We start from the raw sequence: 20,818 nt of genomic DNA, 5'->3' as shown, positions 1-20,818 counted from the left end.
CAGAACAGATATAGGGTGACATTATCACAGCACAACGACAACACTAGCGGGTTAACTTGACATCGTTCGCGCGGATGGCTATAATCATGGCATACTTTGGCTGAGAAGAGGAGCAGTAGTCGCTGCAGCGTCACCCAGAGAGCCGGCGGAAGGTGTAAGCCGGTTGGCGCATACGACGAACTCGCCTTGGAGCCACCGGGCCGAACGAGTCATTTTCGCTTAAGCGGAATGATTATCAAGCCGGGCGTTACCTCTCGTTACGGGGTTAGAGTGGGCGGCGATCCAGGCAGGACGTCCGTCAACTAGGGTGGTACCACGGGAATTCGAACTCTCGTCCCTAGCGTTAATGCTAGCGGCGGGAGTTTTTTGTTGCGACAATTAGAACTTGAGGGAGTTAATGACCATGTCTCACGACAACGCGCACGGCTACCAGCCGACGAAGATCGAACCGAAATGGCAAAAAGTTTGGGACGGGAACAAAACGTTCCGTACGACCGAAGACGCGGGAAAACCGAAATTTTACGCGCTCGACATGTTCCCTTATCCATCCGGAGCGGGGCTGCACGTCGGCCATCCGGAAGGGTATACGGCAACCGATATCGTGAGCCGTTACAAGAGGATGAAAGGCTTTAACGTCTTGCACCCGATGGGTTGGGATGCATTCGGCTTGCCGGCGGAGCAGTACGCGCTTCAAACCGGTCGTCATCCGCGTGAAATTACATTCGAGAATATCGACAATTTCCGCCGACAAATCAAATCGCTCGGTTTCTCGTACGACTGGGACCGGGAGTTCAGCACGACGGATCCGGACTATTATAAGTGGACGCAATGGATTTTTATACAACTATACAAAAAAGGTTTGGCCTACGTCGCCGAAGTGCCTGTTAACTGGTGTCCAGCGCTGGGCACGGTGCTCGCGAACGAGGAAGTAATCGACGGGCTTAGCGAACGCGGCGGCCACCCGGTCATCCGCAAGCCGATGCGTCAGTGGATGCTGAAAATTACCGAATACGCCGAGCGTCTGCTCGAAGATTTGGAAGAACTCGATTGGTCCGAGAGCATCAAGGATATGCAGCGCAACTGGATCGGCAAGTCTTCCGGTGCGGAAGTCACGTTCGCGATCGATGGTCACGATGCTGCGCTGATTGTGTTCACGACGCGTCCTGACACGCTGTTCGGAGCGACATATTGCGTGCTTGCGCCTGAACATGAATTGATTGGGTCAATCGCTTCCGCCGAGCAGAAGGCGACAGTCGAAGCTTATGTCGAACAGGCAGCGCGCAAAAGCGATCTTGAACGCACCGACCTGGCAAAAGACAAAAGCGGCGTGTTCACGGGCGCGTATGCGATCAACCCGGTGAACGGCGCGAAGCTGCCGATCTGGATCGCCGACTACGTGCTTGGCGGTTACGGCACGGGCGCCATTATGGCTGTTCCCGGTCACGACGACCGCGACTGGGAATTCGCGAAGAAGTTCGGCTTGCCGATCATCGAAGTCGTGGAGGGCGGCAATGTGGAAGAAGCCGCGTATACGGGCGACGGCAAACTCGTCAACTCGGACTTCTTGAACGGACTTGCGACGAAAGAAGCAATCGCCGCGATGATCGCGCGTCTTGAGCAAGACGGCAAAGGACAAGGCAAAGTAACATACCGGTTGCGCGACTGGTTGTTCAGCCGCCAACGGTATTGGGGCGAGCCGATTCCTGTGCTGCACTACGAGGACGGCACGATGGACACCGTCCCGGAAGAGGATTTGCCGCTTCTGCTGCCTGACGTAGACGCGATCCAGCCTTCCGGCACCGGCGAATCTCCTCTCGCTAACGTGACGGAGTGGGTGAACGTCGTCGATCCGCGCAACGGCAAGAAGGCGCGTCGCGAGACAAATACAATGCCGCAATGGGCGGGAAGCTGCTGGTACTATTTGCGCTTCATCGATCCGAAGAATGCGGATGCGATTTGCTCGCCGGAGAAGCAGAAGGAATGGCTGCCGGTCGATTTATACATTGGCGGCGCGGAGCATGCGGTACTGCATTTGTTATACGCGCGGTTCTGGCACAAAGTGCTGTACGACATCGGCGTCGTGAACACGAAAGAGCCATTCCACAAGCTTGTTAACCAAGGTATGATTCTCGGTACGAACAACGAGAAAATGTCCAAATCCCGCGGCAACGTCATCAATCCGGACGACATCGTTACAGAATTCGGCGCGGATACGCTTCGCCTTTACGAGATGTTCATGGGGCCGCTCGAAGCGACGAAGCCTTGGAATACGAATGGCGTCGAAGGCGTGTTCAAGTTCCTGGCTCGCGTGTGGAGACTGTTCGTGAACGAGGAAACCGGCGAGCTGAACGCCAAAATCCAGGATGTACCTGGTGACGAAACATTCCGCCGCACTTGGCACAAAAGCCTCAAAAAAGTCGGCGAAGATTTCGAGAACTTGCGCTTTAATACGGCGATCAGCCAGTTGATGATTTTCGTGAACGAAGCGTACAAGACGGAAACGTTGCCGAAACAAGCGATGATCGACTTCGTTCAAATGATTTCTCCTCTCGCACCGCATATCGCGGAAGAGCTGTGGGAGAAGCTTGGATTTGCTGCCGGCTCGATTTCGTACGCGGCTTGGCCTGCATTCGACGTCGCGATGACGGTCGACTCCGAGGTAGAAATCGTCGTGCAAGTGAACGGCAAAATCGCCGATCGTTTGAAAGTTGCAGCCGACCTCGACGAAACGGGGATGCAAGCTGCCGCGAACGAGTCGGAGAAAGTCAAGGAATTGCTCGCGGGCAAAACAGTTCGCAAAGTGATCGCTGTTAAAGGCAAGCTCGTCAATATTGTTGCGAATTGAGTTTGTGGATGGAGTCTCGCTGTAACCGAGCCGATCTTAATGCGGCCTAACGCACGCGTCGGTCTGACGTAACTACAATAATCCAATGATGCGCGTGAAGAACACGCCGCTATTCCCCTTTTGTAGGGGATTGGCGGCGTCTTTTTTTTGATTAGGTGTTTGAGGAAAGGGAGAGTAGGGATGACGTTCGAAGAAGCTTACCGGAAACTGATGGAGGAACAATTGCGTACGGCGAGTGGGCAGAGGCTGGAGATGCTGAAGAAAAACCGGGAAGGAACGAAGAAGTTGCTGGAAGTCGTCGTGTGGCCATCATTGCGCTCGTGCGACAGTTTAGTGTTGGAGTACGAGTTCGTCGGGGCGAATGGGGTGAAAATGTATGTCGATGCCTATTACGAGCCGCTCGCTCTCGCATTCGAATGCGATGGTTTTGTCGTGCACGCTGAACTGATCACACGAGACCGGTTCGACTTTGAGAAGATGCGCATTCGCTCAATGGCGTTTTCGCGAATGTTGTACGTCCCCTTTAGCCGTGATCAACTCGACAAGCAACCTGAGCAATGCAAGCGTGTGTTTCTTGAACTGCTTGGGCATAGCACTAGCGTTAGAGGTAGTAAATGGATGGAGGAGTTGTCTGTCTTCGAGCGGGAGGTGATTCGGTACGCATTTCGTTTAAGACGTCCATTTAGGCTCGATGACGTGAAGTATTGCTTAGGCTGCAAATATGACTTATCGAAGCGAGTGACGTTGCAGCTTCTTGAGAAGAAGCTCATCGTTGCACTTGGGAGCGGGAACAGAAGATTTCATTTTTTCGAAGCGACACCAAGTGCAAAGGAATTGTTACTTCAAAGATAATAATTTTGAAAGTCGTTTTGGAGGCTGTAGTCAGGTGAAACCGAACTGGAAGGCTGTTGAGAGTTAGTTTGGAGGCTGTAGTCAGGTGAAACCGAACTGGTAGGCTGTTGAGAGTTGGTTTGGAGGCTGTAGTCAGGTGAAACCGAACTGGGAGGCTGGTGGGAGTCGGTTTGGAGGCTGTAGTCAGGTGAAACCGAACTGGGAGGCTGGTGGGAGTCGGTTTGGAGGCTGTAGTCAGGTGGAGCCGAACTGGAAGGCTGTTGAAAGTCGGTTTGGAGGCTGTAGTCAGGTGAAACCGAACTAGAAGGCTGTTGAAAGTCGGTTTGGAGGCTGTAGTCAGGTGAAACCGAATTGCATATCAAAGAGGCGGTCAGGGGGACCGCCGTAAACGCAACATATGCCCTCTATGTTCGCTCTCTCGGGAACAAGGAGGAGTCGACACGTTCGAGGTCCTCGGCGAACTTCTCGTGGGTGGTGAACAGCACTTGGAGGAAGGCGCCCCGGGTAGATTTGCGAAGCGATTCGAGCGCCGAAGCGGTGATGCCGCCGGGAACGGACACTTTTGCTTGGAGCTCGCCTGGAGTGCAAGGCAGCTCAAGCATAAGTCTGGCGGTGCCGAGCATCATTTCACAGGCAAGCGCAGATGCGGTTTCCCGTTCGATGCCGGTTGACATGACGCTGGCATCGATGAATTGTTCAAGCAAGTAAGCCATGAACGCAGGGCCGCAACTGGATAGGTCGGATGCGACGCGCACTTCTTCCTCTTGAATAACAATCGGACGACTGATTGAAGAGAAGAGCTGCCATAACGCGGATTTGTCGGCTTCCGTCAAACGTGTTCCCCACATAAATAAAGAAGCGCCGCTTCCGATCGCGTTTACGACGCTTGGAACGATTTTTGCGACTTTGCTTGGTAGCAGTTCCTCCAGCGAAGAAATACGAACAGGGCTCGTAATGGAAATAACGATTTGCCCCGGATGCAATACGGAGGAAATCTCGTCGAGCACCCCGCGGAAATCGAGTGGTTTCACGCATAAAAACAAATAATCGGCCCCTTGTGCCGCCTCGACGTTTGATACGGCGACTTGCAGGCCGGGAAATTGATCTGCGAGAAGGCTCGCCTTACTGGAAGTGCGGGAGCTAACCGTGATTTGGTCGGGCCGTATGGCGCCTGCGCGCACGAATGCTCCCACTAGCAGGCTACCCATACTGCCGGCTCCGATAAAGCCGATCTTCATCCTTTGTCCCTCCCGAAGGCGTATTTCATACACTTATTCATTGTATGTAAGTGAGCATGGCTGTCATGACGTATTTTTACAAAACAATCCAGCATAAAGGAGCCGATGAGACATGATGAAAGAAAAAATGATGCGTACAAATCGTTTGATATCTTTACTTCTTATGTTGCTCGCGATTGGTTTGCTTGTGTATGCGTACATAAGAGGGCAATCTCGCACGAATATCACGGGGTGGCAACCAGCGAACGAACAATTGGCACTTGCACTGGATGCGCTATCCTCGCCAAGTTCGAGCCATTTGCCCGCTTCAATCGACGAACGTGAGAAGGGAACGCTGCCCTCTCCTCGTGCTGTTACTACTAATGAAGCTTCGCCTGATCCGCAGCCGTCAGCCACAACAACTGCGCCCTCCATGCCTTCGGAGAGCACGCAGACATTGCCGTCGAAAGCGAACGAAAGCTCCGGCAAGCTGAACTTAAACGAGGCGTCACAAGCGCAACTGGAAGGTTTGCCTGGCATCGGCCCTTCCAAAGCGAAAGCCATTTTGGATTATCGGGAGAAAAGGGGCGGATTCAGAAGCGTTGATGAGCTTCGGGATATTAAAGGAATCGGTCCGAAAATATTCGACAAAGTGTCTCGGCAAGTTACCGTCAGCTAGGGCGTGTCTGCAAACCCGCTCAGGGGCATCTATCACCGCCTTTTCGCCCCCTGCTTCGTTGCGTTTGCTTGACGTACCTCCGGTACGCCATCACAAACGCGCCTTGCATGGAACGAAAATTCGGCAACATCTTCTCCCATCGGAGTATGCAGACACGCCCTAATCCGACTCTTTCGCTTTGAATTTATGAATAAATATGAGAGAATAGAGTCGAAACTTTTATTTTCCTATATTGGGAGGTTCCTTGCATGAGTAACGAGTATTCCTTGGAAACGCTTGCCGTTCATGGCGGTCAACAAATCGACCCCACGACAATGTCCCGCGCTGTACCGATTTATCAAACGACTTCCTACGGTTTCCGCGATACCGATCATGCCGCGAACTTGTTCGCGCTGAAGGAATTCGGCAATATTTATACCCGCATTATGAATCCGACGTCCGACGTGTTCGAGCAACGGGTTGCCGCTCTTGAGGGCGGCGCGGCGGCGCTCGCGGTCAGTTCCGGACAAGCAGCCATTACTTATTCGATTCTGAACATCGCGGGAGCGGGAGACGAAGTCGTATCTTCTGCCAGCCTTTATGGCGGTACTTACAACCTGTTTGCCATCACGCTTCCGAAGCTCGGCATTAATGTGAAGTTTGTCGATGCGTCGAATCCGGAAAACTTCCGCGCGGCGATTACGCCGAAAACAAAAGCGGTATTCGCCGAGACGATCGGCAATCCGCGCGGCGATATACTCGATATTTCTGCGGTCGCTTCGATCGCGCATGAGAACGGCATTCCGCTTATCGTGGATAACACGTTTGCAACGCCAATGCTGTGCCGCCCGCTGGAGCACGGAGCGGACATCGTGCTGCACTCGGCGACGAAATTCATCGGCGGACACGGTACGTCCATCGGCGGCATCGTAGTCGACGGCGGCAAATTCGACTGGAAAACGAGCGGCAAGTTCCCTGGACTTACCGAGCCGGATCCAAGCTACCACGGCGTCGTGTATACTGATGCGGTTGGCCCGGTCGCTTATATCATCAAAATGCGCGTGCAATTGCTGCGTGACATGGGTTCTGCGCTTGCGCCGTTCAACTCCTTTATGTTCCTTCAAGGGCTTGAGACGTTGCACCTTCGGATGGAGCGCCATAGCAGCAATACGATCGCTGTCGCGAAGTTCCTGGAAGCACACCCTGCCGTTGAGTGGGTCAGCTACGCTGGCTTGGAAAGCCATCCATCCTATAAGCTAGGGCAGCGCTACTTGCCTGACGGCCAAGGCGCGATTATGACGTTCGGCATTAAAGGCGGCGTTGAAGCGGGCAAAAAGGTCATCAATAATGTAAAACTGTTCTCCCACCTCGCGAACGTGGGCGACTCGAAGTCGTTGATTATTCACCCGGCAAGCACCACTCATCAACAGTTGAGCGAAGCCGAGCAAGTGGCGGCTGGCGTGCAACCGGGCATGATTCGCCTGTCGGTCGGTACCGAAGGCATCAAAGATATTTTGAAAGACTTGGAGCAAGCACTGACGGCGAGCCAGCAATAGGCGGAGCTAAAGTTTGACCGGAGGGGACGGAAGATGTCGGTTATGCGCAAGGACTGGGATACGTATTTCATGGATATTGCCTTTATGGCGTCAACGAGGTCGAGATGTCCGAGAAGACATGTCGGAACAGTGCTTGTACAAGGGAAAAAGCTGCTCGGTACGGCATACAACGGAGCCCCTATGGGGGTTCAAGATTGCTCCGAAGCAGGCTGCATGATCGTGGAAGAGTTCGAGCCAGCGCCTGCGGGCGCCGAGGGCGGCGGCATGATCAAGAAACAGCGCTGCATTCGGACCATTCATGCGGAGCAGAACCTTCTCCTGTTCACGGATCGCGTCGACCGGGAAGGGGCGGTCGTATATGTCACGGATCAGCCTTGTTGGACTTGCGCGAACATGCTGGCGAACAGCGGCATATCCGAAATCGTGTACTATCGGCCGTATCCGAAAGATTACGGCAAAGTCGCAGCGCTGATGGAACAGAGGGGACTGCTGTTCAGACAGTTGTCCAACTACGTTCCGCCGCCCGATACGGAAGTTCAGGACGGTTCTTAACGATAATAGGTAAACGAGAGGAAGAACCTCTTCGCCGGGCATTTGTCCGGTGGAGAGGTTTCTTTTGCATTAAGATATTTATGAAAAGGGGGCGAAAATGATAAACCGGAGGCCGCTAGTCGCCGTCGCTTGCTGTTGGATCGTCGGAACGTCATTGCCGTCATTGTGGCAAGGAACGCAGGCATTCGTTGCATTATTTGCAATTTTGGTTGCGGTGATGGCGCTTGCCGTATCTCGTTCGGCTAGCCCGAAACTCGTTTTGTTATGCGTGGTCGCGGTGGTATTGGCATTCGGAGAGCGGATCGCAACCGATACCCGCGACGGGCTTGTCGGCGGAGAGCTTAACGCTGAGCTGCGGAAAGCGAGCGACGGTAAAGCAACAGTTCTGCGAGGGACGATCTTGTTGCCTGCTGAAGTAGACGGCGATCTCGCGTCTTTCCGGTTGCGAGTGGCACGGTCGAACATTGACGCCATTCAATCCGAGACGATACTCGTTCGAGTAAAACTGGCAAGGCAAGAGGAGCAACTCGTCGCTTCATCCTGGCGAAGAGGGGACGTTGTATCGGTTAACGGGGTGTTGACGCTTCCGGGAACGGCCGGGAACTTCGGAGATTTCGATTATCGGGATTACTTGAGGGGACAAGGCATTCATTGGCAATTCAACGTCAAAGGGGCAGAGTCGGTCGAAAATACGGGGACGGCTCCTTCGTGGCAGCATCTTCCGGGGCGCTGGCTCGACGACTTTCGCGATCGAATTAGCGCGATCATGGACAAGCTTTATCCGCGCGGGGACGCGGGATATATGAAAGGTCTCGTCGCAGGTTTTCGATCCGATCTCGACCCGAAGCAGTATGACGGCTTCGCGAAGCTTGGCTTGACGCATGTGCTAGCGATTTCGGGATTGCATGTCGGTGTCATCGTATATATGCTGCTGCAGGGCGCGGCATTGGTCGGATTGACCAGGGAAAAGGCGCTCGGCGTCGCGATCGCGGCAATGCCGGCGTACATGCTTATTACCGGAGCTTCTCCGTCTGCCGTTCGTGCTTGCTTAATGGCGATGCTGGCCCTATGGCTCGCACGTCGGAACGCACTGAAGGACGGCCTGCACCTCCTGATGTCGGCAGCGATGGTCATGCTCGTCTGGAAGCCGGCCTATATTGAAGACGTAAGCTTCCAGTTGTCTTTTCTGGTGACGGCGGGACTGATTGTGTTCGCACCGACGATGACGTCTGCGTTGCCGATATCGCGCCCATGGCTTCGCGGCTCCATCGCTGTCGCGCTCACGGCTCAGATCGTTTCTTTTCCCGTGACTATTTATTATTTTCACGCGGTGCACCTGCTGTCGCTTCCGGCTAATTTCGTGCTCGTACCTTTTATCAGCTTTGTCGTCATGCCTCTTGGCATGGCTTCCGTCGTACTCGGAGGGCTATGGCTCCCGCTGGGCATTATCCCGGCGAAGCTTGCTACGCTCGGCAACGGACTGACTTTCGTGATCATAGACTGGCTGAATCGGATCGACGGACTGCGCACCGTCTGGCCGCAGCCATCGCTGCTGTGGGTGGGGGCTGCTTACATACTTATGGGCTTCGGCATATGGCTTGTGCAGCGCGCCAAGAAACGTGCGGAGGAGCGGGAATGGTGGCAGGACCGGAGGGAGGAAGCTGCCTCGGAAGACAATACGGTTCCGCTCCCCGTATTCGATTCATCGCCAGACAAGCGTCAGCGGCGGCAAACGATTGCGCTTGTCTTTGTATACATGTGCGCCGTCTTCAGCTGGCTCATCTGGGGCATTCAACCGGATCGACTGGACAGTCGGGCGACTGTATCGTTCCTGAACGTCGGGCAGGGAGACTCGGTGTTGATCAGAACCGGCGGCGGCCGAACGATTATGGTCGATGCGGGAGGCACTGTCCAATTCCGTAAGCCGGGGGAGGAGTGGCGCAACCGTGCGAGCCCTTATGAGGTCGGCCGGAAGCTGCTCGTCCCGCTGCTGCTGCGAAGAGGCATTGACCGCATAGACGCGCTCGTGCTGACTCATCTGGATGCAGATCATATCGGTGGGGCGAAAGCAATTATGGAAAACGTCACGGTGGGTGCGCTGTTTTACAATGGCACAATAAAAAATTCTCCGCAGACTACGGAACTGTTCCGACTGGCAGAGCGTAAACGAATTCCGAGCTATGCGGTTCACGCGTCAATGGCTTGGGATCTGGACGAATCAACGAAAATCAATGTACTTTATCCGGGCGAAGAACAAGCTGAAGATGAAGTGGCGACGATCGAAAACAACCAGAACGAACGAAGTGTTACACTGCTTGTAACGATTTACGGCAGGTTGTTCCTACTCCCGGGGGATTTGGAGGCGGAAGGAGAGAGAGCTGTCGTCGAGGCAGAACTCCGCCGCGACGCAGGACCCAGGGCGCCAGTAGACGTGCTGAAAGCTGGACATCACGGCAGCCGGACGTCGAGCACAGCGCAATGGATCGCGTATTGGCACCCCCGGGAAACGGTCGTCTCGGTCGGTGCGAAGAATACGTACGGACATCCGAACGGCGAAGTGCTTGAACGGCTGGCTTCGATGGGCAGCCGAATATGGCGCACGGATTTGAACGGAGAGATCCGGTATCGGATCTCTCCGGACGGTGCGATGGAGCGTCAGACCCTTACGGCAGGGGACAAAGATTAATCCAATCCCGTTGATGACCTATTGCACGGTACGTGCTTCCGGATAAACTCGCTCCAACGTTACCCCGTCCTTTTGCAAATAACGATATTCGTATGTCAAACTCCCGTTCACTACTTTGAAGATATTCTGTTGTCCCTCGTAGTAGATATATGTATTCGGAATTTTCTTACTAATCAGAGCAGTCAAATCGTAAAACAAAACGTCATTTTCTGCTTGCCTGAAAAGGAGCGTATGGCCGGCTATGTACGATTCCGCAGCGACGATTTCGGTCGAGCCGTCACCATCGAGATCGACTTCCTGGACGTGGGCGTTCAAGCGAAAATCGCTGATCGGAACGCCCGGCATGCCGGGTTCGAAATGAATCCAGCTGTTCATAACGCAGCTCGCACCGCATGCCCCGGAAATCCGGAGCCCGGCCCGGCCGCGCCAGTCGCTCTTTGTAATGGAAATTTCATTCAAATAAGCAGCTTCCCCAACGGCTCCAAACTCGTACAGGTCGGTACTTCCGGTCTCCAAACCTGCAAACAACCGATCATTATCATCTTTTTTGAAATAAAGATCGATCGTGCCGAAAACGCCCGTATCCCGTTTTTTTTGGACGTGTACGGACGATTTGGCGATTTTTGCGCCGACAATCCGATTCACTTCAATCGGGTAGACGTCAGGCGATACGGCTTTCTCCCCGGAGCCGAGCGCAATCATGTCGTGGAGAGAAGGCGTTGCCGCCAGGTCGGGAGCGTTGATCCCGGTTTCTTCGGAAGACCGGGGAACCGATGCGGATGGTAAGTTATCGTCGGGGGCCTCCGCCTTCTGCGAAGGCCATAACCAAATGAGCAAGAGCACGCAGCATGCAGCCGCAAGCGGTACCCATAGCACTCGGGCGCGCCGTTTGCTTGAGCTTTTCGATTTTTCCCCTACGTGTCGTTCTTTGTCTCGCTTCCTGTTTTCTTGCATCGGTCTTCCTCCTCTACCCTATTAGACTGGTTCAAAAACCAATCGGTTCAGTCATTCCAACATAAAACATTGTCCCTAATCGCTTGTTTTTGCTAGACTGAAGAGGTGATTGTACAAATACCTTAAATTCCCTCTGGGGAAGCGCAACCTTCCGATTAATGATAACGTCTGTGAAGGTGCAGGGGAGGAGGATCTTCTGTGGTGGAGCCGGCTCTGATCAAAGCCGCACAAGCGGGCGACCGGGAAGCTCTCGTAACGCTACTCCGCGAAATAGAGAACCAAGTATACCGGACCGCTTATTATTTATTGAACAATGAACAGGATGCACTGGATGCATCCCAGGATGCGCTCATTCGTATTTATACGAAAATCGGATCATATGAGGAGAAGGCTCAATTCCGGACTTGGGTGCAAAGAATTGTTACGAACATCTGCATCGACAAGTTCCGGCGCAAGAAACCCTCCGTGTCCATAGACGAGCACGAAATGGTATTCCAGGCGCATGACGACGTCGAGACCGAGGTTCTTTCCGCATACGCGGCTGAGGAAATCCGGGAGGCGATCGGCAAGCTGCCCGAGCATCATCGGACTGTCGTCGTCTTGCGGTACTTGCAGGATTTCTCGTACAACGAAATCGCCGATTCGTTGAATTTGCCGCTCAACACGGTGAAATCCTACTTATTTAGAGCCCGGCAGCAGTTGCAGGTCCTACTTCACGAATATCAGAAAGGTGGTGTCCGGGGATGAATTGCGAAGAGGTGATGGAACTCATGCAGCGTGATATGGATGGCGATTTGAACGAACAAGAAAAGTCGCTCATGAAGGATCATGCCAGCCGATGCCCGGATTGCGCCGCGATGCTGTCGAGGTTGCAGAAATTATCGAACGAACTGGAACAGCTCCCGCGTGTCGTTCCAAGGTTCAGTCTCGTCGATGCAATCTTGCCGGAGCTGGAGCGGCTGCAGGCGGAAGGCGCGACAGACGGCAATAAGTCGGCTGAGACGTCTCCGAAAGTCGTATCCAGATCCGAGCGCCCCGCGAGAAAAGTGTTCGGCCGAGTCGCCGGCGTTGTTGCCGCTGGCGTTGTCGTTGGATTTCTGTTGTTCGGCAACCCGAGTGGCTTCTTGAAGCCGGGAGGCAGTTCGAATAACGAAGCGGCTGCGCCTAGCCCGCAAGCTGCGGCCAATATGGACCAATTCGGGTTTGCGACGCAACAAGAAAGTCTCAGCGGAGAAGCAGGCTCGGAGATGCGAATAAGCGGTGGCTCAGCAGAAACGAAAAACGACGTGACCGGGCAAGAGGTCGCCTCTCCAAGTTCCGCTCCAGCTGCTCCCGCAGACGGAGACGGCAAGGCCGATACATTTGCGAAGGCGACGAAGAGTCAAGACAAGGAGTCCATATCGGCGAACGAGCTCAATAAATCCGTTGCGCCTAGCGCGTTGGATGCGCCGAGCTCGAACGAAAATTCTCTTAAATTTTCCGTTCCGGCGGACAGAGCCGAATCTCCCGACGGCAAGTGGAAGGCGGTCGCCGTTGCCGGGGAAGGCACGTTCAAAGTGTACGCGACTAGCGACGACGTGAATCCGAATTACGTATCGGCTACGCGCGACGGAGAGATCGGGGCGCTAAGTTGGAACGCTGAAGGCACTGTGCTGTACTTTACGTATACTGCGAAAGACGGCACGGCGGAACAATGGCAGTTCGACGTCGCTTCCGCGACGGAGTCAAAGCGATAATTCGCTCCGCTTATGCACCTTTTTCGCGGCTGCGCGTATGATATACGGTAGATGTCGCCACAGCATAATCGCAATGCGTTGTCGCTGTCACCAATGGCGAAGTCGCATTTGCTTGGACGCTCGTCACGCTCGTTCGCGCACGGCACCATGGGCCGGCCCACGAACGTTGATATAGATGTCCGGGAACGAAGGGATCGCGCCTTGCAAAAGGCGGGATCCCTTCGTTTGCCTAAGCTCGGTATTGAAAACCGAGCTTTTTGAACACGCACTTGTAGTGTACAATGACTAAGACGACACACCATTACGGAACAAAGGAAGATCCGCCGCATGGACGCCAAACAAGCATTTCGCGAACTGAAACAAGGCCGGATTGCTCCGGTTTACGTCATATTCGGAACTGAATCGTATTTAATGAACGAATTCGTCGAGCGGTTGCAGGAAGCGCTTATCCAGCCGGAACATAGAGAAATGGGTATTGTCCGTTTCGATACGGGCGAGACGCCTGTCGACCATATCGTCGATGAAGCAGAGACCCTTCCGTTCCTCGTGCCGAGTAAACTTGTTCTCGTCCGAGACAGCGTCTTATTCGCGGCGGGAAAAGAATCGTCACGCGTCGAACATCGGCCGGAACGGTTGATAGCGTACATGGGTCAACCATTGGAGTCGACCGTGCTCGTCTTTATTGTGCCCCACGAGAAGCTCGACGAACGCAAAAAACTTGTAAAAACGGTCAAGTCGGCCGACGGTACAGTCAGCTTCTCGCCTCTCCAGCCCGAGGAACTGCAACAATGGCTGCTTAAAAGGGTATCGAACCAGGGCCGCCAGATGGGCGCCCCTGCCGCAGAGGAGCTTCTGCGCCGCGCAGGTACCGATATGCAGGCGCTCGCCGCAGAGACGGACAAGCTGTGCCTTCATGCAGGTGCCGGAGGAGCGGTTACGTTGGACGCCGTGAAGACACTCGTACCAATGGCAACTGAACAGAACGTTTTCAAGCTGACGGAGGAACTCGCGGGATTGCGAACGGAAGCGGCCATTACACTGTATTATGATTTGCTGAGGCAGCGAGAGGAACCGATCAAGCTACTGGCGCTGCTAGTTCGGCAGTTTCGCAACATGCTCTACGTGAAAGAGTTAAGCGCGCAAGGATATTCGCCGCAGCAGATGGCGTCCCAGATTGGACTTCACCCCTTTGCGGTGAAGATTACGGGCGAGCAGGCAAGAAAGTTCAGCCAACAACGTTTGGCGGCACTGCTGTCGGAACTGGCTGATCTGGATTATGCAATGAAGTCTGGACGCGTCGACAAGATACTGGGGTTAGAGTTATTTCTGCTTAAAACCGGCTCTCGCGGTGCAAGCTAAGCAGTATCGGAGCGGGAGGCAAGAAACAGGACGCAAAAAAAGCCATCCTACCGGATGGCTTTTTCGGCTGTCGCGCCAGAAGACGGGACGGCCGCATATGCGTCAGGCGCAAGGCTTAGCCTTGTGCGGACAATGCGTTAATTTTTTTGGCCAAGCGGGATTTTTTGCGAGCAGCCGCATTTTTGTGAATGAGGCCTTTCGTTGCCGCTTTGTCCAATTTCTTCTGAGCAACGCCGTAAGCAGCTTTCGCCGCGTTTACGTCCGTTCCCAGAACCGCTACGTCAGCTTGTTTCACCGCAGTACGCAGAGCGGACTTGGCGGATGCATTGCGCAGGCGACGAGCTTCGTTCGTTTTCGTGCGTTTGATCGCGGATTTGATGTTTGGCATTCTTTTCACCTCCAACAAAAAACAGAAGTATTTCTCCACACAACTTGTAACATTCTATCATGCAGGGGGGTAAAAAGCAAGCTGATTTCCCACTTGAATCCGCAATCGAAAGGGGCGTCAACATACCCTATGGAACTTGATTTGTCCATGTATAACGTGCGAACGGATCTGGCTTTGGAAGCTCGGGACATTGCTGCGCAGAGCGCAGGCGAGACGGGCATTCCCGGCCTGTGGACGGAGTCGGACAGCGCCGATGGCATTACCGTCACCCGGATGGAGATCAAAGATGATCAGGCAGCACGCCAAATCGGCAAAATGATCGGGCACTATGTCACGCTGGAAGTGCCGGACCTGAGGCAAGGGGATACGGAACTACAGGATAAAGTCGCGACGACGTTCGCCAAGGAGTTCGAAGCGTTCTTGAATCGAATCGGCTTCGGCCCGAAAAAAAGCGTGCTCGTTGTCGGACTCGGCAACTGGAATGTGACGCCGGATGCGCTTGGGCCGATTGTTGTCGATAATGTAATGGTGACGAGGCAGTTTTTCGAACTGATGCCCGATCAGGTAAGTCCGGGTTATCGCTCGGTTAGCGCCGTGGCTCCGGGCGTGCTCGGGACGACAGGCATCGAATCGAGCGACATCGTCCAAGGCATCGTGGCGCAAGCGAAACCGGACTTGATTATCGCCGTCGACGCGCTTGCCGCCAAATCGCTAGATCGGGTCAATACGACGATCCAGATCGCGGATACGGGCATTCATCCCGGCTCGGGGATCGGCAACAAGCGCAAAGGGTTGACGAAAGATATTCTTGGTATCCCTTGCATCGGCATCGGCGTGCCGACTGTCGTATATGCGTCGACAATCGTGAACAACACGATGGACCTCATGTTCGAGCATATGAAGAAACATACGGAGAATACCGACCCGATGTTCGGGGCATTCGGGAAGATGGAAGAAACGGAAAGGCTGCAACTCGTCAAGGAAGTGCTGAGCCCGCTCGGCCATGATCTGCTTGTCACGCCGAAAGATATCGACAAGTTTATGGAGGACATCGCGAACATTATCGCAAGCGGCCTTAACGCCGCGTTGCACGAAGCGATCGACACCGGCAACGTGGCGGCTTATACGCATTAAAAGCGCGAATCCTCGGCCGTAGGGCCGGGGATTTTCCGCTTCTCACCGCGTCTGTTATACTCGGGATATTCGAACCGGAGGAGCGAGGGAATATGAAAGCGGCGTTAATCGTCATCGATATGCAGGAAGTTTTTTTTCGTTTGCTGGAAAATTATTTGTACGACAAAGATCGATTAGTTGGCCAAATAAACCGGCTGATCGGCCAGGCGAGAGCAAAAGGGATGCCTGTTATCTTCGTACAGCATACGGAAAGAGAAGACGAGCGGGACGAATTTTACGAGGGAGGCGACGACTGGCAAATCCACCACGGTATGGACAGAGAGGAAAGCGACCCCGTTTTCCAAAAAACAAAATGGGATTCGTTCTATCAAACCGGCCTGGAGGCGTATTTGCGAGAAAATGAGATCGATGAACTTGTGTTTGCGGGCGCGCAAACCGAATTTTGCATAGATACGACCATTCGCGCGGCATACAGTCTCGGTTATCAACGGAATCGGTTGTTCGCAGGCACGCATAGCACGCTGGACAGCAGAGTGTTGCCAGCCGAACAGATCATTCGCCATCATGAGAACGTCTGGAAAGGCAGATTTGTGAATATTTTGGACGGCGATCTGGAATAAGAACGGGTTAGCTGAACTTAGGCGATGGTGTCCGTTTTCATTTTCGACTCTATCATTTCGTTCTCCTGTGTTCTATCAAATAGCTCACGCTCATAGGATAGATTACGCAAGGTAAACGAAGAGAAGGAAGCTTTCGCATGCAGAAAGCTCCGGGGAGGACGAGAATGAAACATAACGGTTATGGTACGGACGGGTATTCGCGTCGGACAAATTGGCGAAGAATGCTTGTGACGGGACGTGCCTACTTGTTGTTAAGCGCCTGTACCGCATTATTGTTCGTGTTCCTTGGGCTCGGCGGCATGCTGCAACAATCTCTCGTGAAGTCACCCGTGCAATCGATGCAAGGACTAGCCGCATCATTGTCGGCACGCCTGTTTGAATCGCTTCTTGGCATAGAGTTACCTCATATGGATACTCCGGCAAAGTCTCCTTTGCAAGCCGGACGGATGGCCGCCTTCTTGCTCCGCTTTATGACGAACGTTAACCCTGACGACCCGAGAAGTTTGCTTGCAAGCGAGATGCCTCTTATGGAAAGGGACAGCTCGGTGTTGCTCAGGCCCGGATCGGGCGGGGCCGAAGCGCCGGAAGACAGCGGACCGATCGGTACGCAGCACGTGCAAACGGACGGGCCAGACGAAGGGTCGAACCCGCCGGAAGGCGATACAGGCGAATCGACACAGCCGGATAACGGACAGAAGGGGCCATCGGCTTCTCCGGAGGAGACGGAGTCCGAGCCGGAGCCGGACAAGCCGGACGCGGCTGGCCCCCGAACGACGCATGGCGACAAAGTCGTGTTTATTTACCACTCTCATAACCGAGAATCCTGGTATCCGGAACTGAAAACGACCCAGAAAGACCCTAACTCCGACAAAATCAATGTCACGCTTGTAGGCAAACGTCTGGCCAAGCAACTGGAGGCGAGGGGCATCGGCGCTTCCCAGTCGTCTAAAGACTACCCGGCATCGGTACAAGGGTATAATTGGAATTATTCGTACAAATACTCGCTCAAAACCGTCAAAGAAGCGCTGGCTGCCAATGATCGGCTCCAATTTTTTTTCGATATTCACCGCGATTCGCAACGGCGCAACAAAACGACGGCGACGATCGATGGTAAAGACTATGCCCAGGTTTATTTCATCATCGGCCACAAAAATCCGGATTGGCGTGAGAACGAAGCTTTTGCAAACCGGATCCACGAGCTGCTGGAGAAAGAGTACCCCGGTTTGTCCAGAGGCATATGGGGTAAAACAGCGGCGAACGGAAACGGCGAATACAATCAGTCCGTCGCCCCGGATAGCGTGCTGATTGAAATCGGCGGCGTTGACAATACGCTTCAGGAAAGCTATCGGACGGCGGACGTGCTGGCCAAAGCGATTGCCCGCATATACTGGGAAGATCAGGACGCGACGAAGGCGGACGCACCGGCGAAATCAAGCGGGAAGAAGGGGTAAACGTGCGCAAAGATACGTTAAAGCTGCTTGTTTTCGCCGGAATAGTCGGGTTTGCGATTTTGTACGGTATGGAGCTATCGAACAAAGGCATTCGGGAAGTAAACGGACCGTTTCCGACGGAAGGTGCGACTGCCGTAGGGCAGACGAATGCCGGTGAAACGGACGATTGGACGCTGCCTGTGAAAGAGAAAACGAGCAGCAGCGGGAAAACGGCGGATCGGACGGATGATCGGGCAGACGGTAAAGTTCGGGTTGACGACGGGGACGAGACGGTGGAAATCCCCCGGAACGACCGGGAACCCATCGTCGACCGGGTGTCGGGCAAGACGGGCGAAGTATTGCACGACCTGTCCCGTAGCGGCATTAAAGCCGTTGTCTCGCTGTTCGACAAGGTACTTGGCTGAGCGGGAAGCGTCGTCGGTTCACTTACGGTCTTGACGAAGGACGCAGACATCCGTATGATGAAAACATCAATGTTCTAAGGGGAATGAATTTATGTTGGTCTTGGTTCTGAACTGAATTATTCGAATAGCCGCATAACGGAATGGACGATTGCAAGCCTGACACAGGCTTATTTCGTTCTGCCGCGCGCGGACTGAATAACCAGTGAAGAACCGGCAAAGACCGCCCTTGCGAAAGAAATTTCGGGGAGATCGAACCGTGCTCATTCAGGGTACGGTTTTTTTGCGTCCATCGGAAAGCTGCGGCGTCTGTAATAGACGATCGGGCTTTATTCCGACGGGTTGACACGATTTCCTTGGAAGTTTCCGACAGGCAGCGAGCTTGCGCCGAGAGCGCACGGTTCCTGCCTTTTTTGCGTTTCGCGCGATCATTGAATATGACCATAACGAATCGGAGGGAAACGACAATGAGGACACAAGCGATGAATAAATTGGAATTCGGACGAGTGATTGAGATCGTAAAAGGGTACGCAGGTACGTATTTGGGCGTGCGCCATGCCGAAGGGCTGCAGCCGCTGACAGACATTGCCGTCATTGAAAAAAGGTTGTCCGAAACAAAGGAGGCGGCCGCGCTGCTCGCCAAAGGCGGTCATCCGCCTCTTCCTTCCTTGGAAGGGATGGAGACGTTAATGGCTTTGCTTGGAACCGGCTATGTCATGTCCGAGCAAGATTTCGGCTTTATGGCCCAGTTCGCGAGGAGCTGCGAACAGCTCCGCCAATATATGGCTTCCAAACGGGGAGACGCGCCGATCGTCGCCGCCTACGGCTCGGCAATGCACGACCTGAAGCCGCTGCGGGAGACGATCGAAGCTTGTGTCGACAAAGGACGGATCGTCGATACGGCGAGTTCCGAGCTGTACAAAATCCGCAAGAAGCTAAGAGCGGTGGAAGAGAAGCTGCAGAAGCGGCTGGAGACGATGCTGACGCGTTACGCGGATATTCTTCAAGAACGTGTCGTCAGCCAAAGAAACGGTAGGTATGTCCTTCCCGTGAAGAAAGAATATCGCAAGAAGTTGCCGGGAACTGTGCTTGACGAATCGTCAAGCGGTCAAACCGTATTCGTGGAGCCGTCCGAGTCGGCGGGGTTGCAATATGAGCTAAGCGAGCTCCGGGCCGAGGAGGCGCGGGAAGAATCCCGCGTATTGGCTCTGCTGACCGGGGAAGTCGAAACTTATGCGTATGAGTTAGGCGTGAACGTAGAAGCGGTTGGCCATTTCGATTTCCTGTTTGCGAAGGCGAAGTGGGGAGTTGCGATTGGAGGGACGTCACCAGAACTGAACAATGTCGGACTCATCGATTTGCGTCAGGCGAGGCATCCGCTGCTGCCGGTTACGCCGGTGCCGCTTGATATTCGTCTGGGCGATGGCTACCGGGCGCTCTTGGTGACGGGGCCGAATACGGGCGGCAAAACCGTATCGCTCAAAACCGTCGGATTGCTGACGTTGATGGCGCAGTCGGGTTTGTTGATTCCGGCTGCAGAAGGTAGCAAGCTTAGCGTGTTTCGGACGGTCGAAGTCGACATCGGCGACGGGCAAAGTCTTGACTCTTCGCTCAGCACGTTCTCATCGCACCTGCGCAATGTGATCGATATATTGGGGCATGCCGGTTCTTCGACGCTTGTGCTGCTCGACGAACTTGCGACCGGGACAGATCCGGGAGAAGGAGTCGGCTTGTCGATCGCCGTACTGGAAGAGCTGTATCGCCGCGGATCAACGCTGATGGCAACAACGCATTTTAATGAAATCAAAGAGTACGCTCGAGTGACCGAAGGTTTCCGCAACGCGCGAATGGCGTTTGACGAAAATACGCTTAGTCCGCTGTATCGCCTCGACATGGGGGAGGCTGGCAACAGTTACGCATTCGTCATTGCCGCTAAGCTTGGCATCGGACCGTCGATCATCGACCGCGCGAGGGCGATCGCCGATGCGCTCAAAGGCGGCGCGACACCGCAAGTGCCAAGGCGGAACGCGGAACAGCCGAAAGAGGGTTATAGGCCCAAGGATGAGCGTTATGCGAAGCGCGGAGCCAGGCCGGCGAAGAAGGAAACGGTACAGCCTGGCGATTGGTCCGTTGGCGATGTCGTGTTCATCCCTTATTTGCGCAAACCAGGCGTCGTCTACCGGCTTGCTGACGAAAAGGGCGATTTAATCGTGCAAGTGCAGAAGGAGAAACTCAAAATCAATCACAAGCGAGTTCGCAAATATATCGATCGCAAAGAGCTGTACCCTGGAGAAGATTATGACATGTCGATCGTGTTTGATACTGTGGAAAACCGCAAGAAGCGCCATTTGATGAGCAAAAGGCACGTCGAAGGGGTTGCGATTGAGCAAACGTCTGAGGATTGAGATG

17 protein-coding genes and 1 other annotated feature are annotated in these 20,818 nt (G+C 54.1%); of the genes, 14 read left to right on the top strand and 3 right to left on the bottom strand.

Going from position 1 to position 20,818, the window contains the following annotated elements; all coding sequences use genetic code 11:
* Positions 1-93 precede the first annotated feature (93 nt).
* Positions 94-342 (top strand) — a binding site (T-box leader).
* Positions 343-403: 61 nt separating this feature from the next.
* Complete coding sequence (leuS, locus tag ACFPOF_RS20690; protein ID WP_378136178.1) at positions 404-2,845, top strand: leucine--tRNA ligase; 2,442 nt, start codon at positions 404-406, stop codon at positions 2,843-2,845.
* A 180-nt stretch (positions 2,846-3,025) separates the two neighbouring features.
* Entirely contained in the window at positions 3,026-3,697 is a 672-nt protein-coding gene (locus tag ACFPOF_RS20685; RefSeq protein ID WP_378136176.1) for a hypothetical protein, read from the top strand.
* A 404-nt stretch (positions 3,698-4,101) separates the two neighbouring features.
* Here ACFPOF_RS20685 and comER read toward each other — a convergent pair whose 3' ends face one another.
* Entirely contained in the window at positions 4,102-4,935 is an 834-nt protein-coding gene (gene comER, locus ACFPOF_RS20680; protein WP_378136174.1) for a late competence protein ComER, read from the bottom strand.
* 112 nt (positions 4,936-5,047) lie between these two features.
* Here comER and ACFPOF_RS20675 point away from each other — a divergent pair, with 112 nt between their 5' ends.
* The 4 genes from ACFPOF_RS20675 (at position 5,048) to ACFPOF_RS20660 (ending at position 10,366) form a co-directional block, all read left to right on the top strand.
* Positions 5,048-5,593: a ComEA family DNA-binding protein gene (locus ACFPOF_RS20675; RefSeq protein ID WP_378136172.1), complete on the top strand. Its 546-nt coding sequence runs from the start codon at positions 5,048-5,050 to the stop codon at positions 5,591-5,593.
* A gap of 248 nt (positions 5,594-5,841) precedes the next feature.
* Entirely contained in the window at positions 5,842-7,128 is a 1,287-nt protein-coding gene (locus tag ACFPOF_RS20670) for a homocysteine synthase (RefSeq protein ID WP_378136170.1), read from the top strand.
* A 42-nt stretch (positions 7,129-7,170) separates the two neighbouring features.
* Entirely contained in the window at positions 7,171-7,680 is a 510-nt protein-coding gene (locus tag ACFPOF_RS20665) for a deoxycytidylate deaminase (protein ID WP_378137079.1), read from the top strand.
* A gap of 97 nt (positions 7,681-7,777) precedes the next feature.
* Positions 7,778-10,366: a DNA internalization-related competence protein ComEC/Rec2 gene (locus ACFPOF_RS20660; protein WP_378136168.1), complete on the top strand. Its 2,589-nt coding sequence runs from the start codon at positions 7,778-7,780 to the stop codon at positions 10,364-10,366.
* Positions 10,367-10,384: 18 nt separating this feature from the next.
* On the opposite strand, the gene ACFPOF_RS20655 is transcribed toward ACFPOF_RS20660, so the two are convergent.
* Positions 10,385-11,320: a hypothetical protein gene (locus ACFPOF_RS20655; RefSeq protein WP_378136166.1), complete on the bottom strand. Its 936-nt coding sequence runs from the start codon at positions 11,318-11,320 to the stop codon at positions 10,385-10,387.
* Positions 11,321-11,518: 198 nt separating this feature from the next.
* On the opposite strand from ACFPOF_RS20655, the gene ACFPOF_RS20650 reads away from it, so the two are divergent.
* From ACFPOF_RS20650 to holA, 3 genes are all read left to right on the top strand, one after another.
* A complete protein-coding gene (locus tag ACFPOF_RS20650) occupies positions 11,519-12,067 on the top strand; it encodes an RNA polymerase sigma factor (protein WP_378136164.1) in 549 nt (182 codons plus the stop codon).
* Positions 12,064-13,056 carry an anti-sigma factor family protein gene (locus ACFPOF_RS20645; protein ID WP_378136162.1) on the top strand — a complete coding sequence of 331 codons (993 nt, stop codon included), beginning with the start codon at positions 12,064-12,066 and terminating at the stop codon, positions 13,054-13,056. The genes ACFPOF_RS20650 and ACFPOF_RS20645 overlap by 4 nt, the downstream gene beginning before the upstream one ends.
* A gap of 327 nt (positions 13,057-13,383) precedes the next feature.
* On the top strand, positions 13,384-14,415 hold the full coding sequence (gene holA, locus ACFPOF_RS20640) for a DNA polymerase III subunit delta (protein ID WP_378136160.1): 1,032 nt from the start codon (positions 13,384-13,386) through the stop codon (positions 14,413-14,415).
* Positions 14,416-14,530: 115 nt separating this feature from the next.
* Here the strand turns inward: holA and rpsT are convergent, their stop codons facing one another.
* On the bottom strand, positions 14,531-14,803 hold the full coding sequence (gene rpsT, locus ACFPOF_RS20635; RefSeq protein WP_209743756.1) for a 30S ribosomal protein S20: 273 nt from the start codon (positions 14,801-14,803) through the stop codon (positions 14,531-14,533).
* A 129-nt stretch (positions 14,804-14,932) separates the two neighbouring features.
* Between rpsT and gpr the strand changes: the two genes are divergently transcribed.
* From gpr to ACFPOF_RS20610, 5 genes are all read left to right on the top strand, one after another.
* Positions 14,933-15,937: a GPR endopeptidase gene (gene gpr / locus ACFPOF_RS20630; RefSeq protein ID WP_378136158.1), complete on the top strand. Its 1,005-nt coding sequence runs from the start codon at positions 14,933-14,935 to the stop codon at positions 15,935-15,937.
* A gap of 92 nt (positions 15,938-16,029) precedes the next feature.
* The gene (locus ACFPOF_RS20625) at positions 16,030-16,557 is read left to right on the top strand and encodes a cysteine hydrolase family protein (RefSeq protein ID WP_378136156.1); all 528 of its coding nucleotides are present in this window, start codon (positions 16,030-16,032) and stop codon (positions 16,555-16,557) included.
* Positions 16,558-16,721: 164 nt separating this feature from the next.
* Positions 16,722-18,008: a stage II sporulation protein P gene (locus ACFPOF_RS20620; protein WP_378136154.1), complete on the top strand. Its 1,287-nt coding sequence runs from the start codon at positions 16,722-16,724 to the stop codon at positions 18,006-18,008.
* A gap of 2 nt (positions 18,009-18,010) precedes the next feature.
* A complete protein-coding gene (locus ACFPOF_RS20615; RefSeq protein ID WP_378136152.1) occupies positions 18,011-18,412 on the top strand; it encodes a hypothetical protein in 402 nt (133 codons plus the stop codon).
* A 464-nt stretch (positions 18,413-18,876) separates the two neighbouring features.
* Positions 18,877-20,814 carry an endonuclease MutS2 gene (locus tag ACFPOF_RS20610; RefSeq protein WP_417286518.1) on the top strand — a complete coding sequence of 646 codons (1,938 nt, stop codon included), beginning with the start codon at positions 18,877-18,879 and terminating at the stop codon, positions 20,812-20,814.
* Positions 20,815-20,818 lie beyond the last annotated feature (4 nt).

Origin of the sequence: Cohnella soli (assembly GCF_042655525.1) — a bacterium.
Classification (GTDB): Bacteria; Bacillota; Bacilli; order Paenibacillales; family Paenibacillaceae; genus Cohnella; species Cohnella soli.
Note: the sequence above shows the minus strand (reverse complement) of the source record. Positions and strands in the feature narration are given on the sequence as shown.

Coding starts and splice junctions, on each gene's coding strand:
- comER (WP_378136174.1), bottom strand. CDS start 4,935: ATGAAGATCGGCTTTATCGGAGCCGGCAGTATGGGTAGCCTGCTAGTG.
- ACFPOF_RS20675 (WP_378136172.1), top strand. CDS start 5,048: ATGATGAAAGAAAAAATGATGCGTACAAATCGTTTGATATCTTTACTT.
- ACFPOF_RS20660 (WP_378136168.1), top strand. CDS start 7,778: ATGATAAACCGGAGGCCGCTAGTCGCCGTCGCTTGCTGTTGGATCGTC.
- ACFPOF_RS20665 (WP_378137079.1), top strand. CDS start 7,171: ATGCGCAAGGACTGGGATACGTATTTCATGGATATTGCCTTTATGGCG.
- ACFPOF_RS20610 (WP_417286518.1), top strand. CDS start 18,877: ATGAGGACACAAGCGATGAATAAATTGGAATTCGGACGAGTGATTGAG.
- ACFPOF_RS20655 (WP_378136166.1), bottom strand. CDS start 11,320: ATGCAAGAAAACAGGAAGCGAGACAAAGAACGACACGTAGGGGAAAAA.
- ACFPOF_RS20670 (WP_378136170.1), top strand. CDS start 5,842: ATGAGTAACGAGTATTCCTTGGAAACGCTTGCCGTTCATGGCGGTCAA.
- holA (WP_378136160.1), top strand. CDS start 13,384: ATGGACGCCAAACAAGCATTTCGCGAACTGAAACAAGGCCGGATTGCT.
- ACFPOF_RS20645 (WP_378136162.1), top strand. CDS start 12,064: ATGAATTGCGAAGAGGTGATGGAACTCATGCAGCGTGATATGGATGGC.
- rpsT (WP_209743756.1), bottom strand. CDS start 14,803: ATGCCAAACATCAAATCCGCGATCAAACGCACGAAAACGAACGAAGCT.
- leuS (WP_378136178.1), top strand. CDS start 404: ATGTCTCACGACAACGCGCACGGCTACCAGCCGACGAAGATCGAACCG.
- gpr (WP_378136158.1), top strand. CDS start 14,933: ATGGAACTTGATTTGTCCATGTATAACGTGCGAACGGATCTGGCTTTG.
- ACFPOF_RS20620 (WP_378136154.1), top strand. CDS start 16,722: ATGAAACATAACGGTTATGGTACGGACGGGTATTCGCGTCGGACAAAT.
- ACFPOF_RS20625 (WP_378136156.1), top strand. CDS start 16,030: ATGAAAGCGGCGTTAATCGTCATCGATATGCAGGAAGTTTTTTTTCGT.
- ACFPOF_RS20685 (WP_378136176.1), top strand. CDS start 3,026: ATGACGTTCGAAGAAGCTTACCGGAAACTGATGGAGGAACAATTGCGT.